Origin of the sequence: Streptomyces sp. NPDC051776, from assembly GCF_040681345.1 — a bacterium.
GTDB lineage: Bacteria > Actinomycetota > Actinomycetes > Streptomycetales > Streptomycetaceae > Streptomyces.
In genome coordinates, this window is sequence record NZ_JBFAYQ010000024.1 from 1 (window position 1) to 14,324 (window position 14,324).

At 70.8% G+C, this 14,324-nt stretch carries 14 protein-coding genes; 3 read left to right on the forward strand and 11 right to left on the reverse strand.

From position 1 onward, the window contains the following. Window positions 1-284 precede the first annotated feature (284 nt). Window positions 285-1,427, forward strand: a complete 1,143-nt coding sequence (locus tag AB0M26_RS19250; protein ID WP_365262430.1) for an NADH-quinone oxidoreductase subunit D — start codon at window positions 285-287, stop codon at window positions 1,425-1,427. A 121-nt stretch (window positions 1,428-1,548) separates the two neighbouring features. Here AB0M26_RS19250 and AB0M26_RS19255 read toward each other — a convergent pair whose 3' ends face one another. The 4 genes from AB0M26_RS19255 to AB0M26_RS19270 all read right to left on the reverse strand — a co-directional run bounded on the left by AB0M26_RS19255 (window position 1,549) and on the right by AB0M26_RS19270 (window position 5,724). After that, complete coding sequence (locus tag AB0M26_RS19255; RefSeq protein ID WP_365262433.1) at window positions 1,549-3,246, reverse strand: hypothetical protein; 1,698 nt, start codon at window positions 3,244-3,246, stop codon at window positions 1,549-1,551. A gap of 75 nt (window positions 3,247-3,321) precedes the next feature. Continuing rightward, window positions 3,322-4,302: an ABC transporter substrate-binding protein gene (locus AB0M26_RS19260; protein ID WP_365262436.1), complete on the reverse strand. Its 981-nt coding sequence runs from the start codon at window positions 4,300-4,302 to the stop codon at window positions 3,322-3,324. Between the two features lie 27 nt (window positions 4,303-4,329). Further along, complete coding sequence (locus AB0M26_RS19265) at window positions 4,330-5,037, reverse strand: ABC transporter permease (RefSeq protein ID WP_365262439.1); 708 nt, start codon at window positions 5,035-5,037, stop codon at window positions 4,330-4,332. Window positions 5,038-5,040: 3 nt separating this feature from the next. Then, complete coding sequence (locus AB0M26_RS19270) at window positions 5,041-5,724, reverse strand: ABC transporter permease (RefSeq protein ID WP_365262442.1); 684 nt, start codon at window positions 5,722-5,724, stop codon at window positions 5,041-5,043. Window positions 5,725-5,865: 141 nt separating this feature from the next. Here AB0M26_RS19270 and AB0M26_RS19275 point away from each other — a divergent pair, with 141 nt between their 5' ends. Beyond that, window positions 5,866-7,044, forward strand: coding sequence for a betaine/proline/choline family ABC transporter ATP-binding protein (locus AB0M26_RS19275; RefSeq protein WP_365262445.1), 1,179 nt, complete (start codon window positions 5,866-5,868; stop codon window positions 7,042-7,044). A 160-nt stretch (window positions 7,045-7,204) separates the two neighbouring features. Here the strand turns inward: AB0M26_RS19275 and AB0M26_RS19280 are convergent, their stop codons facing one another. The 6 genes from AB0M26_RS19280 to AB0M26_RS19305 form a co-directional block, all read right to left on the reverse strand. Then, window positions 7,205-7,693: a DUF3180 domain-containing protein gene (locus AB0M26_RS19280; RefSeq protein ID WP_365262448.1), complete on the reverse strand. Its 489-nt coding sequence runs from the start codon at window positions 7,691-7,693 to the stop codon at window positions 7,205-7,207. Window positions 7,694-7,779: 86 nt separating this feature from the next. Then, a complete protein-coding gene (gene folK, locus AB0M26_RS19285; protein ID WP_365262451.1) occupies window positions 7,780-8,376 on the reverse strand; it encodes a 2-amino-4-hydroxy-6-hydroxymethyldihydropteridine diphosphokinase in 597 nt (198 codons plus the stop codon). Then, on the reverse strand, window positions 8,373-8,732 hold the full coding sequence (folB, locus tag AB0M26_RS19290; RefSeq protein WP_365262453.1) for a dihydroneopterin aldolase: 360 nt from the start codon (window positions 8,730-8,732) through the stop codon (window positions 8,373-8,375). Before folB ends, folK begins: the two co-directional genes overlap by 4 nt. Before the next feature lie 271 nt (window positions 8,733-9,003). Then, window positions 9,004-9,450, reverse strand: coding sequence for a nuclear transport factor 2 family protein (locus AB0M26_RS19295; protein WP_365262456.1), 447 nt, complete (start codon window positions 9,448-9,450; stop codon window positions 9,004-9,006). Between the two features lie 69 nt (window positions 9,451-9,519). Next, a complete protein-coding gene (folP, locus tag AB0M26_RS19300; RefSeq protein ID WP_365262459.1) occupies window positions 9,520-10,374 on the reverse strand; it encodes a dihydropteroate synthase in 855 nt (284 codons plus the stop codon). Window positions 10,375-10,481: 107 nt separating this feature from the next. Further along, on the reverse strand, window positions 10,482-12,344 hold the full coding sequence (locus AB0M26_RS19305; RefSeq protein ID WP_365262462.1) for a phosphatidylglycerol lysyltransferase domain-containing protein: 1,863 nt from the start codon (window positions 12,342-12,344) through the stop codon (window positions 10,482-10,484). Between the two features lie 185 nt (window positions 12,345-12,529). Between AB0M26_RS19305 and AB0M26_RS19310 the strand changes: the two genes are divergently transcribed. Next, the gene (locus AB0M26_RS19310; RefSeq protein ID WP_365262465.1) at window positions 12,530-13,645 is read left to right on the forward strand and encodes an alpha/beta hydrolase-fold protein; all 1,116 of its coding nucleotides are present in this window, start codon (window positions 12,530-12,532) and stop codon (window positions 13,643-13,645) included. A gap of 27 nt (window positions 13,646-13,672) precedes the next feature. Here the strand turns inward: AB0M26_RS19310 and folE are convergent, their stop codons facing one another. Continuing rightward, window positions 13,673-14,278 carry a GTP cyclohydrolase I FolE gene (folE, locus tag AB0M26_RS19315; protein ID WP_365262468.1) on the reverse strand — a complete coding sequence of 202 codons (606 nt, stop codon included), beginning with the start codon at window positions 14,276-14,278 and terminating at the stop codon, window positions 13,673-13,675. Window positions 14,279-14,324 lie beyond the last annotated feature (46 nt).

The window sequence follows — 14,324 nt, forward strand, 5'->3', positions numbered from 1 at the left end:
TACCTTGCCGGCCTACACCTCCGCGCCTCGATGATCTGGATCAAGGACCTCACGCGAGCCACCCCTTGATCACGACCAAATACGCTCCCTAGTGCCGCCCTCGCCGAGGTCGGCCCGGTGGCGAGACGTCCTGGTGCGGTCGGATGCAAGGCGCCGGATCGGCCTCGTCGTGGGCCTGCTCGGCCGATCCGGCAACGCAGCAGACGGCCGTGCCAGGGCGGCGAGCAGGGCAGACCTTGGCGGGGGCGGCACTGGGTGCCGGAGCGAGCTGCGAGACTGTCCTCATGACGGAGACGACGGTCGGGATCGGCGGTGCAGCGGAGAGCACGGACATGGTGCTCAACATCGGACCGCAGCACCCCTCCACGCACGGCGTGCTGCGGCTGCGGATCGTGCTGGACGGCGAGCGGATCCAACGCGCGGAACCGGTGATCGGCTATATGCACCGCGGCGCCGAGAAGCTCTTCGAGGCGCGCGACTACCGCCAGATCATCGTGCTCGCCAACCGCCACGACTGGCTGTCGGCCTTCTCGGGCGAGCTCGGCGTCGTGCTCGGCGTGGAGCGGATGCTCGGCATGGAGGTGCCGGAGCGCGCCGTCTGGCTGCGGACACTGCTGGCCGAGCTGAACCGCGTCCTCAACCACCTGATGTTCCTGGGCTCGTACCCCCTCGAACTGGGTGGAATCACCCCCATCTTCCATGCGTTCCGCGAGCGCGAGGACCTCCAGCACGTCATGGAGGAGATCTCCGGCGGCCGGATGCACTACATGTTCAACCGTGTCGGCGGGCTCAAGGAGGACATCCCCGCGGGATGGCTCGGCCGGGCGCGCGCGGCCGTCGCCGAGGTGCGCTCCCGCATGGACGTGTACGACCGGCTGGTCCTCGGCAACGAGATCTTCCGCGGCCGGACCCGCGGCGTCGGGGTCCTGTCCCCGGAGGACGTGCACGCGTACGGCGTGAGCGGGCCGATCGCCCGCGCGTCCGGGGTGGACTTCGACCTGCGGCGCGACGAGCCGTACCTCGCCTACGGGGAGCTGCAGGACGTCCTGAAGGTGGTCACCAGGGCAGAGGGCGACTGCCTCGCCCGCTTCGAGTGCCTGCTGGAGCAGACGCACAACGCACTGGAGCTGGCGGACGCCTGTCTGGACCGGCTCGACGAGATGGGACAGGGGCCGGTCAACCAGCGGCTGCCGAAGGTGCTGAAGGCGCCGGAGGGCCACACGTACACGTGGACGGAGAACCCGCTCGGCCTCAATGGCTACTACCTGGTGTCCAAGGGGGAGAAGACGCCGTACCGGCTGAAGCTGCGCTCGGCCTCCTTCAACAACATCCAGGCGCTGACGGTGCTTCTGCCGGACACGCTGGTCGCGGACATGGTCGCGATCCTCGGCTCGATGTTCTTCGTCGTGGGCGACATCGACAAGTGACCCGCGGCGCACAGGTGTTGCGCACCGCGGGTAGGCGCAGCGATGGCCTCCGGCCCGGCCGCGTCATCGGGGCAGCCACGGAGGCGGGGGCCGGGGGACCGAGCCACGACGGCGGTACGGCCTACGACGAGTGGGCGCGCAGCTGCCGTACGTCGAGCTGTTCGGTCTCGTCGTGCTCGGTGAGGTCGACGACATCGCCCGCGCCACGGTCGTCCTGACCGGCGGCGGCCAGGACCTCTGCCCCCACGACATCCGCGAGGTCCTCGCCCTCGAGGTCGTCATTCACCCGCTCATCGGTCGTCCTGGAGCGGGCCTCCCCGTCCGTGTCCGGCGCACTGTCCGTGTCCGGCGCCCTGTCCGTGTCCGCAGCCCTGTCCGCGTCCTCGTCCTCCGCGCCCAAGTCCGCGCCCACGTCCGCGTGTCCGGCCGCCTCCGAGGGCACGTCCGTGTCCGCAACCCCGTCCTCGTCCGTGTCCCCGGCCGCGTACGAAGGCCCGGCCCTGTCCGCGTCCGCGCCCACGTCCGCGTGTCCGGCCGCCTCCGAGGGCACGTCCGTGTCCGCAACCCCGTCCTCGTCCGTGTCCCCGTCCTCGTCCGTGTCCCCGGCCCCGTACGAGGGCCCGTCCGAGGTTCCGTCCTCGACTCCGCCCACGTTCTTCGTGGCCCTCCCGGCCGCGGCCTCGTCCGTCTCCGGGTCCGCTTCCGGCACATGCCCGCTGGGGGTCTCCTCGGTCGAGACATGACCGTCGGCGGGACCGTGACCGTTCGACGGCTCGGCGGCGGACGCATGCCCGTCCACCGGCTCCTCGGAGGTGAAGGCCTCTTCGGGGTGGGCAATGGCAGAGGCGAGCTGGAGCCGCTGGGTCGAGGGAGCGAAGGCCTCCTTGCGGGTGCCCGCACTGGTGCCGAAGAAGTCGAAGCCGCCCTCGACCCGGGGAGTCGGGCGGCGCGGAGGCTCGTAGGGCACGACCGCGACGGCGGCAGCGACCGCGCGGTGGTCGTCGCCCGATGCCGCCGCCGCGTCGGACGCGGCGGAGGCTTCGTCGCCGGCGGTGTCCCCGTCAGGGCGGGCGGTCTCCCCGTCAGGGCGGGCGTCCACGGCCTGAGCCGCGGCCGGGGCGTTCTCCGCAACAGCGCCGAGGTTCACCGAGGACTCCTGCTCCGCCTCCGTTTCCTGCCGCTCCTGCTCGGCGAGTTCACGGCGGCGAGCGGCTTCGGCGGCCCGCTTCGCGTTCTGACGGGCGCCGTTGCGCACGAGTTCGGTGAGGGCCGTGTCGGCCTTGGCGTACGCGCCGGGTGTCGGGGCACCGTTGGCGTCGAGGAGACCGTCGCCGGGCGTGGCGGGCAGCGCCTTGGTGGGCGCCACCGTCTCCAGTTCGAGCAGCCTGCGGCCTTCGAGCGCGCTGGCCCGCTCGGTCTCCGCGGTGGCGTACCGGCGCAGAAGCTCGGCATGTTCGTTGCGCAGCCGGGAGAGTTCGGCGCGCTTCCTGCGCAGCTTGGCCTCGAGCGCGGCCCGCAGCTCGCGTGACTCCTCGACGTCCGCCTCGAGTTCGGCGACCCGCTCCTCGTGACGCCATTCGTCGCTGGTGCGCGCCCGGGTGAGCTCGGCGACGCGCTTCCCCGCGGCGCGGTCCCAGGAACGCATCAGGACCGCGCCGGTCACTGCGGCCGCGGCCGCGGCCGCCACCAGTACGCGGAGCACCACGGGATCGCCGAGCAGCAAGGCACCCGAGGCGCAGGCGACCGACGCGCCGGCGACCGCCGAGGGGGGAAGAAGCCTGTGCAGGGGCGGCGAATGACGGTGACGTCCACGTGACATGGCCAGAAACTTACCGTGCGTGCGGTACGCGTGGGGAGCCGCCCGCCAATCTGTTTTCCGCCGGTTACGCCTGGGCTACCCCTTCAGCAAGCCCTTGGACTCCAAGTACTCCTTCGCGACATCCGCGGGCTTCTGCCGCTGTGCGTCGATCTTGCGGTTGAGCTGGATCAAGTCGTCCGTCGTGAGCACCTCGGTGAGCTTGTTGAGGGCCGTTTCGATCTCCTTGTCGCCCGTATCCTTCTCATTGACCACCGGCAGCACGTTGTCCGCGTTCTGCAGGTGCTTGTCGTCCTCGAGCAGCACGAGTCCGAAGTCCTCGAGCGTGGCATCGGTCGTGGTGGTCAGGACGAGCTGGTCGGAGCCGTCCTTGACGGCCTGCTTGGCCTGCGGCGTGCCCACGCCCTTGGGGTCGATTCCCGAGATGTCGATGCCGTAGGTCTTCTCCAGGCCCGGCTCGCAGAATGGCCGGATCTCGCACTCGTCGCCCGCCGCGAGTTTGATCTTCTGCTTGGACTCGCCCAAATCGGAGAGCGACTTCAGCTTGTGCTTCGCGGCGTACTCCTTGGTGACGGCGAAGGCGTTCTGGTCGACGGCCTCACCGGCGGGGAGGACTTTGAGGCCCTTGGGCTCGGCGAGCTTCTTGAGCTCCGCCACGGTCTTGTCCACATCGCTGGAGGCGACGGGCTCGGCCTTCGACCCGTTCTTCTTGCCGTTGAGGAACTCGGCGAGCGTCGCGGCGTACTCCGGCACGATGTCGATCTGGCCCTTCTCCAGGGCCGGTTCGTACAGCTCGCGGTTCTTCAGCGTCTTGACGGACGCACCGTACCCGGCGTCCTCCAGCACCTGCTTGTAGAGCTCGGCCATGAGGGCGGACTCGGTGAACCCGGCGGAACCGATCACCAGCGAACTCTTCTTGCCCCCGCCGGTGCCCGAGCCCCCCTCCTTGCTCTCCAGGCTTTCGCCGCCGCATCCGGCAGCGGTGGCGGCCAGGGCGGCCGCGGCCACGGCGGCACCCGCCACCCGCACCGCTCGTCTCGTACGCGCCGTCCTGCTCATGCGAATCACCATCCAACCGATCGTTGTTCAGAGTGCCTTGGCCACGGCCGTGGCCGGGGCGGCTGCGACAGGACGCCGCCGCATGGGGTCGAGAAGCCGCCCCGCGGCGACGAGCAGGGCCTCGACGACCATGGCCAGCGCGGCCACGAGCACCGCCCCGGCCACCACCTGCGGGGTGTTGTACGTGTTGAAACCGTTTGTGATGATCCGGCCGAGGCCGCCCTCGCCGGCCATCGCGGCAAGGGTCGCCGTGGCGATGACCTGGACCGCCGCGGACCGCAGTCCGGTCATGATCAGTGGGTGGGCGAGGGGGAGTTCGACCCTCAGGAAGAGCTGGCCGCCGGACATGCCCATGCCCCGGGCGGCCTCCACCACGGCGGCGTCAACCTCACGCATGCCGATGTAGGCGTTGGTCAGCAAGGGCGGTACGGCGAAGAGCACCAGCGCGATGATCGTCGGCAGGTCGCCCTGCCTGCCGAGCGGAGTCAGCGTGAGCAGCACGAGCACGGCCAGCGTGGGAACGGCCCGCCCGACATTGGACAGATTGACGGCGAGCGCACCGCCTTTGCCGATATGCCCCAGATACAAGGCGACCGGCAGCGAGATCAGGCAGGCCAGCAGGAGGCACACCGAGCTGAAGTACAGGTGCTCACCGAGCCGGTGCCAAACCCCGTTCTCCCCCGCCCAGTTGGCGCCCGTGGTCAGCCAGGTCCACGAATCGGCGATCGCACCCATCCGTCAGGCCACCTTTCCCGCGCGCGCCCGGACGCGCGTCCACGGTGTGAGCAGCCGCTGCACACCGAGCAGCGCCACGTCGGCGGTGACGGCCAGCACGACGCAGATGACGGAGGCGGTGAGCACTTGGGCTTTGAAGTAGGTGTCGAGGCCCTCCAGGATGAGCGTGCCCAGACCGCCGTACCCGACGATGGCGCCGACCGTGGTGAGCGCGATCGTCGAGACCGCGGCGATGCGCACACCGCCGATCAGCGCGGGCAGCGCGAGCGGCAGCTCGACCTCGAACAGCAGCCGCACCGGCCCGTATCCCATCCCGCGGGCGGCCTCGCGGGCCTCCGCGGGCACCGCGTCGAGGCCCGCCAGGACGTTCCGTACGAGAACGGTCAGCGAGTAGAGCACGAGCCCCGTGACGACCACGGAGACCGAGACCCCGAACAGCGGCATCAGCAGCGAGAACATCGCGAGCGACGGCACGGTGTAGAGCACGGAGGTCAGGCCCAGCACGGGCCCGGCGAACCCGCCCCGCCTGCGGGCGAGCAGGGCCAGCGGGAAGGCGACCAGCAGGCCGATCGAGACGGAGGCGGCAGTGATGCCGATGTGCTGGACCGTGGCGTCGATCAACTCCTGGCTGCGGGAGCTGAGGTACTTGCCGCAGATCCAGTCGTTCGTCTCCAGGCAGTCCGCCACGCGCGTCCACCTCCCCCGGACTTCGCGAAATCAATGCCTGGCGACCCTATCCCCAAGGACTGACAATCGGTGAAGACTGCCACACTGCCGCAATCGTTTCTTCATACGTTTCCGGCCCATGACCGGCCACAATGAGGTGTCATGATCCGCTTCGAGCACGTCACCAAGCGCTACGCCGACGGCACCACCGCCGTCGACGACTTGTCCTTCGAGGTCGCGGAGGGCGAGCTGGTCACGCTCGTCGGACCTTCGGGCTGCGGCAAGACCACGACGATGAAGATGGTCAACCGCCTCATCGAACCCACCTCCGGCTCCATCTTCCTGGATAACCAGGACATTTCGACCATCGACCCGGTGAAGCTGCGCCGCCGCGTCGGCTACGTCATCCAGCAGGTCGGCCTGTTCCCGCACCGGACCGTCCTCGACAACACCGCGACCGTCCCCCACCTCCTCGGCTGGCAGCGCAAGAAGGCCCGCGCGCGGGCGGCCGAACTCCTCGATCTGGTCGGCCTCGACCCGTCCGTCCACGGCAACCGCTACCCCGACCAGCTCTCCGGCGGCCAGCGCCAGCGCGTCGGCGTGGCACGCGCGCTCGCCGCCGACCCGCCCGTCCTGCTGATGGACGAGCCGTTCGGCGCCGTCGACCCGGTCGTGCGCGAACATCTGCAGAACGAGTTCCTGCGCCTGCAGTCCCAGGTGCGGAAGACCGTCCTCTTCGTCACCCACGACATCGAGGAGGCGGTGCGCCTCGGCGACCGCATCGCCGTCTACGGAGAAGGGCGCATCGAGCAGTTCGACCCGCCCGCCGCCGTCCTCGGCGCCCCCGCCACCTCGTACGTCGCCGACTTCGTGGGCGCCGACCGGGGCCTCAAGCGGCTGTCGGTGACCGCGACAGAGGCGGGCGACCTCGTACAGCCGCCGGTCGTCCATCTCGACGACCCGCTCCCGAAGGCCGCCGCCCGGCTGGCCTCTGAGGACGCGCGCTGGGCCGTGGTCCTGGACGACTCCGACAACCTGCACGGCTGGATCTCGCTGGACTCGGTGACCGCCGGCTCCTCGGCCGGGAGCGCGCCCAGGGGTACGGTCCGGGAGCATGCCCGCCGTATGGAGGCCTGGCTTCCACTGGGCTCCACCCTGAAGCAGGCGTTCAGCACGATGCTCCAGCACGACGCGGGCTGGATCGCGGTCGTCGACGGCGACCGCTTCCTCGGCGTCCTCACCCCGGCCCGCCTCCACGAGGCACTCCGGCGCTCGATCGACGCGGACGCGAACGCGATCGCTCGCGAGGACGTGGACCTGGAGACGGTGGCCGGGGCATAGGCCGTACGCCGCCCCGCCAGGCGACCTACGCCGTGGCGTGCCCGTCGGCGCAGCGTGGGCGCCTCCCCCGGAATACCGTTGCGGCGCGCCCCCGGCCAGCGGTGGACGGCGATGTGCGGGCACAAGGCGTCGCGGGCCCGGCGGGCGTTGCCGGCAGGTCCTACGCCGCGGCGCCCTGCGGCTTGTCGTTGTCCTCGTCCTCCGGGAGCTTGCAGACCCGCTCGAGGAACAGCGCCGCGACCACGACCGCGATGCCCGTCACCACCGAGAGTCCCGCGTAGATCGCCTGGTCACGGCGCGGACCCGCGTCCAGCCCGTCCAGCAGCAGGAAAATGAATGTGCCCCCGTACATCCCGGCGACCAGCGATGCCACCAGAGCGCTCGCCTGCCCGAACACCACGGCGCGAGCGGCGACCAGCGGATCCACTCCCTTCGCGCCCGGGCGCCGCTCCCGCTGAGCCTTCAGGCGCGCGCGCAACGCCAGCGCGGTCGCGCCGAGGACGGCGGCGATCACCCCGAGCACGATCGGCGCGGCCACCGGGACCCGGGGCAGCGTGCCGAAGGTGTCCCACAGCCGTGCGCCGGCCCAGGACAGCACCGCGGCGACGACGAACAGCCCGAACAGGACCCTGACCCGCAGCTCCTTCACGTGTTCTCTCTCCTCGCGACGCCACCCGTGTCCACGCGGCCGGGACGCGGCCCGCGGTCCACTGCCCGTACCGGGGAGCCTAACGACTACTCGGGCAGGCGGAGTTCCAGGTCCGTACGGGGTACGACGCCGGAGCGCCCGACGGCGGCCAGCAACTCGGCGACGGCACCGTGGCCGGGCACCTCGGCGCCCGGCTCGACGTCGTGCCACGGCACCAGGACGAAGGCGCGCTCATGGGCGCGCGGGTGGGGCAGCGTCAGCCGCGGGTCGTCCGACCGCACGTCCTGATACGCCAGGATGTCCACGTCCAGCGTCCGCGGCCCGAAGCGCTCGTCGCGCACGCGCTGGAAGGCCTCCTCGATCGCGTGTGAGCGCTCCAGCAGCGAGGACGGCGGCAGGGTCGTCTTGACCAGCACCACGGCGTTGAAATACGTCGGCTGCGACTGCGGCTCCACGCCCCACGGCTGCGTCTCGTAGACCGGGGAGACCGCCTTGACCCGGAGCCCGGGGGTGTCCTCCAGTGCGTCGACCGCGCCCTGGAGCGTCTCCAGGCGGTTGCCGAGGTTGCTGCCGAGGGCGATGACCGCGCGTTTGGGATTGCTCAACGTCACGTCGGCCGCGTCGACCTGCTGGACCACCGCAGCGGGCACGGGCTGCACGGTCGGGTCGCTGCTGGTGCTCATACTCGGCTCCGGGTGATCGTGATGGTCACGTCGTCGAACGGCACGGTGATCGGGGCGTCCGGTTTGTGCACGACGACCTCGACCTCCTGCACGGCCTCGTGCTTCAGGCACTGCTGAGCGATCCGCTCGGCCAGCGTCTCGATCAGGTCGACCGGCTCGCCCTGGACGATGCCCACGACCTCCTCGGCCACCACCCCGTAGTGCACGGTCTTCGCGAGGTCGTCCCCTGCCGCCGCCGGGCGGGTGTCCAGGCCCAGCACCAGGTCCACGACGAAGGTCTGGCCCTCGGCGCGCTCCTGCGGGAACACCCCGTGGTGCCCACGAGCCCTCAGGCCGCGCAGCGCGACACGGTCCACGCGAATCACTCCTGCTGATCGTCTGTATCGGGCGCGCACGACCCGCAGGCCGCGTGCCACGCGCACACGAATCTACCTGCGAGCACGGACAGGGCCTCCCCACGGGCCGCGCCCACCCACCGGGCCGGTCGTGCCCGGCGGGTCCTGCCGCTCGGGCCGTGCCTACCCACACCCCCGTACCCCACCCCTACCCGGCGCCTGCTTGGCTCGAACGAGTGGGAGCGGGTCACCGGGCGGTACGGCGCGAGCGGGGCACCGGGCGGTACGGCGATCAGCTCTCGCCGTCCTCCTCGTTCTGGGTGTCGGCCAGCACGGGTGATCCGTGATGAGACCACAGCTTCCAGCCATCCGCTGTGCGACGGAACACATTCGTGGCCACCACGAGCTGGCCGACGAGCGGCCCCAGCTCGCCCGACTCCTCGGCGGGCCCGCCGCTGAGGATGTTCTCCGTGCACGTCACCAGCGCGGTGTCGTCCTCCACCGCGACTTCCACATCGGTCAGGAAGAACTGGATGTAGTCGGTGTTGGCCATGATCAGGGCGTACGAGCGGAGCACCTCGTTGTGGCCGCGCAGCACGGGCCAGCCCGGATGCACGCAGCTCACGTCGCCGTCCAGCCACATCCCGGACAGGACCTCGAAGTCGCCCTGTTCCATGGCCTCGTAGAGGGCCGTGTTGGCCTGCTCGACCAGCTCGCGGTCCGTACGGGCCGCGCTCACCGCACCCCCTGGCCCGTCCGGCCGCCCTCCGCCGCGACGTGTGCGTCGTTCACACTGTCCCCTCGCCGCTCACTGTGCCCCCTCGACCGCACGCGCCACACGCACCGCGTCCGCCGTCGCCCGTACCTCGTGCACCCGTACCGCCCAGGCGCCCTCGCGGGCCGCTATGGCCGAGACGGCGGCGGTGGCGGCGTCCCGCTCGCGGGCCGGCGGCGGGCTGCCGTCCTCGGCAGCCAGCACGCGTCCGAGGAACCGCTTGCGCGAGGCGGCCACCAGCAGCGGGCGGCCCAGCGTGCGGAGCTCCTGCAGATGCGCGACCAGAGCCAGGTCGTGGTCGGCCTCCTTCGCGAAGCCGAGACCGGGGTCCACCACGATCCGCTCGGGATCGATGCCTCCCGCGACCACCGCGTCCATACGGGCGCGTAGTTCGGAAACGACCTCCGCGACCACGTCCCCGTAGACCGCGCGGCTGTTCATGTCCTGGCTGAAACCGCGCCAGTGCATGACGACGAAGGGCACCCGTGCCGCGGCCACCACCGGCACCATCGCCGGGTCCGCGAGCCCGCCGCTCACATCGTTGACCAGCACCGCGCCCGCGGCGACCGCCCGCTCGGCGACCGAGGCGCGCATGGTGTCCACGGACACCACGACACCTTCGTCCGCCAAGCCGCGTACGACCGGGATGACCCGGCGCAGCTCCTCGGCCTCGTCCACCCGCGAGGCGCCCGGGCGGGTCGACTCCCCGCCCACGTCCACCAGGTCGGCCCCCGTGTCGGCGAGGTCGAGGCCGCGCTTGACCGCCGCCTCTGTGTCGAACCAGCGCCCTCCGTCCGAGAAGGAGTCGGGCGTGACGTTGACCACGCCCATCACGGCACAGCGGTCCCACCAGGGGAGGCCGGCCACCCGGCCGCGCAACGTACTCATGCCCCCAGACTAGGCCTGACCTTCCCGGGGGGCCGCGGGCGGGGCGGGCCGGGCAGTCGTCCGACGTACCGCACGAGCGGCCGTACGACCTGCGACGAGGGGCGGGGCTACGCCGCCTGCGGCTCCCTTTCGGCCGTCCGGGCCGGTGTCACGACGGACACGTGCGCGCACGGGCGTGCCTGCCGGGTCGCGCCGCCGCGGTTGAAGGGACGCGGCAGCCCGAGCGTGACGAAGCCCTCGGCCTGCATCGCCGCGAAGCCGATCCGGGGCAGGTCGCGGGTGTTGCGGAAGACCAGGAACCGCGGCTCCCAGACGGGCCGGAACTTGGCATTGAACTTGTAGAGCGACTCGATCTGGAACCAGCGGGAGAGGAACACCAGCAGCCCGCGCCACCCGCGGAGCACCGGCCCGGCGCCCAGCCGCTCCCCGCGCGCCAGCGCGGAGCGGAACATCGCGAAGTTCAGCGACACCCGCTGCACGCCCAGCCCGGGCGCGGCCTGCAGCGCGGCCACGATCAGCAGTTCGTTCATGCCCGGGTCCGCCGACCGGTCGCGGCGCATCAGATCGAGCGACATTCCGTCCCGGCCCCAGGGCACGAAGTGGAGGACGGCCTTCAAGTCGCCGTACGGGCCCGGGTTTCCGTCCTCATCGGCCTTGTGGGCGGTGGCGATCACACAGTCGCCGTCCGCCGGGTCGCCGATCCGCCCGAGCGCCATCGAGAAGCCGCGCTCGGTGTCGGTCCCGCGCCACTCCGACGCGGCCCGCCGGATGCGTTCCAGCTCCTCGGGGCCGAGGTCGGCCACCCGGCGCACCCGCGTCTCGTAACCGCCCCGCTCGATCCGCTTCACCATCTGCCGGACATTGCGCATGGCGCGCCCGGAGAGCGTGAAGTCCCGTACGTGCACGACGGCTTCGTCACCCAGCTCCAGCGCGTCCAGGCCGGTCTCCCGGGTCCAGACGTGGCCGCCGGTCTCGCTGCAGCCCATGACCGCGGGCGTCCAGGAGTGCAGCCGCGCCTGCTCCATGAACCGCTCGATGGCGCCCGGCCACGCTTCGACATCACCTATCGGGTCGCCGCTCGCCAGCATCACGCCGCAGACGACGCGATAGCAGACGGCGGCCTTGCCGGACGGCGAGAAGACGACGCCCTTGTCGCGGCGCAGCGCGAAGTGGCCGAGCGAGTCGCGGCCTCCGTGCTGCTCCAGCAACTCCCGCAGCCGCGCCTCGTCGTGGTCGGTGAGCCGGGCGGCGGGGGACTCGGGGCGGAGCGCGAGGTAGAGGGTGGTCACGGCGATCAGCAGGCCGAGCGCGCCGAGCGAGTAGCCGACGGTCCAGGACACCTGTCCCGTGTAGTCGACCGGGCCTTCGAGGCCCACCAGCCCGTACAGCACATGCTCCAGGCGATCCAGGAAGCCGGGGTCGCCGACGACCCGGTGCGGATGGGAGCTGACGATGATCAGGCCCAGGCCGACGCTTCCGACGCCGAGGAGTACGAAGTTGGCCAACGCCTTCCAGCGGCTGCGCGGGTCGGGGAGGGCGGCGAACTCGCGCTGGTGGCGCAGCAGAAGAGCCAGCAGCGCCAGGGAGAGCAGGGTGCCGACGACGGAGTGGCGGTAGACGAACTGCGCCACCGCCCCCGCCGGCAGCAGCACGACGGCCGCCACCCACGCCCGCCGCTTGCGGCGCTTCAGGCCGTGGGCCAGAAGCAGCAGCAGGACGCCCGCGCTGATCGCGAGGGCCGCGGCGAAGGGGCCGAGGGCGCCGGGCAGCACCTCGGCGACGGCGTGCATCCGGCTGTGCCGGAACCGGGGGAAGACCCCGGCGGCCACATCGAGGAAGCCGATGACCGCGCACGCCGTGCCGACGAGTCCGGGCACCTTCTCGGGTCGCGGCCCGCGCAGCAGCCGGTGCAGCCCCCTGTGCGGCACCGGAACCGCATCGGACTTTTCGCCATCTATCGTGACAGACATCGCTTCCCGTGGCTCCGTCGTGACATTTCTCCGGCGGCCGGTCACGCCGTCCGGAGGATTTGCGCCCTGTAGGACGCCGCTTCGGGGGCCCGGGTTCCATCGGCTTTTTCGGCGGGTTCGGAAGCGGTGGAGCTCTTTCCACCGCGACACGGACGAAGCCGGGTCGCCCGCACAGGAAGCGATTCATGGGTCTCACCAGCAAAAAGGTGCTGCTGCTCGCCATTGTTGCGTCGATCGCCCTGTTCACGCTCACCGTCTGGTTCTGGCCACGTCTCGGCCGTCGCGGCGCCCGCACCGTACTGGCCCGAATAGGCGTCCTGCTGGCGACACAGCTCTCGATCCTCGCCGTCGGCGGTCTCACGGCCAACAACTACTTCGGCTTCTACAGCTCGTGGGCCGACCTGTTCGGCACCAATACGGACATGGGCATCGTCGTGGACCACGGCAACGGCACCGCGAAACGGCTCCACGTCGTCGGCTCGCAGGGCGTTGGCGTACCGGGCGGTGGCAACCCGAGGCAGGCGGGCCGGATCGACAAGGTGCAGATCCACGGCGAGAGCACCGGCCTGGCGTCACCCGCGTACGTCTATCTGCCGCCGCAGTACTTCCAAAAGCGTTACGCCGCCCGGGAGTTCCCGGCGGCCGTCGTTCTCACCGGCTTCCCCGGTACGGCCGAGAACCTCATCACGCGGCTGCGGTACCCGCAGACCGCGACCGAGCACATCGAGGCGGGCGCCATGAAGCCGACGATCCTCGTCCTGATGCGGCCGACCGTCGCTCCGCCGCGCGACACCGAGTGCGTGGACGTCCCGAACGGCCCGCAGACGGAGAGCTTCTTCACCCAGGACGTGCGCGCGGCGATCGGCTCCCACTACCGGGTGGGCGCAAAGGCCCGCAGCTGGGGCGTCATCGGCAACTCCACGGGCGGATACTGCGCGGTCAAGATGGCCATGCGCCACCCGCAGGCGTTCTCGGCCGCGGCCGCCCTCTCCGGTACGTACAAGGCGCCCCTGGACCCGACCACGGGTGACCTCTTCGGCGGCAGCAAGCAACTCGAGCGCGAGAACGACATGCTCTGGCGTCTCGACCACCGGCCCATGCCTCCGGTGTCCGTGCTCCTGGCCAGCAGCCGGAAGGGCGAGCACAACTACAAGGACACCCTGACGTTCATCTCCAAGGCGAAGGAACCGATGAAGGTGTCGTCGATGATTCTCAACAGCGGCGGCCACAACACCAACACCTGGAACCGTGAGGTACCGCCGGCGCTGGACTGGCTGTCGAACCGCCTCAGCGCGCCGTGATGAGGCTCAGCGCGCCCCGTGATGAGCTCAGCGCGCCATGATGAGGCTCATCGCCTCGGACCGGGTGGCGAAGTCACGGAGCTGACCCCGTACTGCCGAGGTGGTGGTCTTCGCCCCCGGCTTCCGTATGCCGCGCATCGACATGCACATGTGCTCGCACTCGACCACGACGATGACACCGCGCGGTTCGAGGATCTGCATCAGGGAGTCGGCGATCTGCGTGGTCATCCGCTCCTGGACCTGCGGCCGGCGGGCGTAGACGTCGACGAGCCGGGCGAGCTTCGACAAGCCGGTGATCTTGCCGTCGGTGGACGGGATGTAGCCCACGTGGGCGACGCCGTGGAACGGCACGAGGTGGTGCTCGCAGGTGCTGTAGACCTCGATGTCCTTGACCAGCACCATTTCGTCATGGCCGAGGTCGAAGGTCGTCGTCAGGACCTCCTCCGCCGACTGCCGCAGGCCGGCGAACATCTCCTTGTACGCGCGCGCCACTCGGGCCGGGGTCTCGAGCAGTCCGTCCCGGTCCGGGTCCTCGCCCACCGCGAGAAGCAGCTCCCGGATGGCGTTCTCGGCCCGCTTCTCGTCGAAGTCGCCGATGGGGATGTCGCCGTACAGCGTCACCGGGTCGGTCATCTGTGCCTCGATCCTCTTGCGTTCGTGCAGGCGCGTGCGTGCGTAT

What these genes read in the sequence shown, in the direction of transcription:
- AB0M26_RS19250 (WP_365262430.1), top strand. Translation starts at nt 285, where the DNA reads ATGACGGAGACGACGGTCGGGATCGGCGGTGCAGCGGAGAGCACGGAC.
- AB0M26_RS19255 (WP_365262433.1), bottom strand. Translation starts at nt 3,246, where the DNA reads ATGTCACGTGGACGTCACCGTCATTCGCCGCCCCTGCACAGGCTTCTT.
- AB0M26_RS19260 (WP_365262436.1), bottom strand. Translation starts at nt 4,302, where the DNA reads ATGAGCAGGACGGCGCGTACGAGACGAGCGGTGCGGGTGGCGGGTGCC.
- AB0M26_RS19265 (WP_365262439.1), bottom strand. Translation starts at nt 5,037, where the DNA reads ATGGGTGCGATCGCCGATTCGTGGACCTGGCTGACCACGGGCGCCAAC.
- AB0M26_RS19275 (WP_365262445.1), top strand. Translation starts at nt 5,866, where the DNA reads ATGATCCGCTTCGAGCACGTCACCAAGCGCTACGCCGACGGCACCACC.
- folK (WP_365262451.1), bottom strand. Translation starts at nt 8,376, where the DNA reads ATGAGCACCAGCAGCGACCCGACCGTGCAGCCCGTGCCCGCTGCGGTG.
- folP (WP_365262459.1), bottom strand. Translation starts at nt 10,374, where the DNA reads ATGAGTACGTTGCGCGGCCGGGTGGCCGGCCTCCCCTGGTGGGACCGC.
- AB0M26_RS19305 (WP_365262462.1), bottom strand. Translation starts at nt 12,344, where the DNA reads ATGTCTGTCACGATAGATGGCGAAAAGTCCGATGCGGTTCCGGTGCCG.
- AB0M26_RS19310 (WP_365262465.1), top strand. Translation starts at nt 12,530, where the DNA reads ATGGGTCTCACCAGCAAAAAGGTGCTGCTGCTCGCCATTGTTGCGTCG.
- folE (WP_365262468.1), bottom strand. Translation starts at nt 14,278, where the DNA reads ATGACCGACCCGGTGACGCTGTACGGCGACATCCCCATCGGCGACTTC.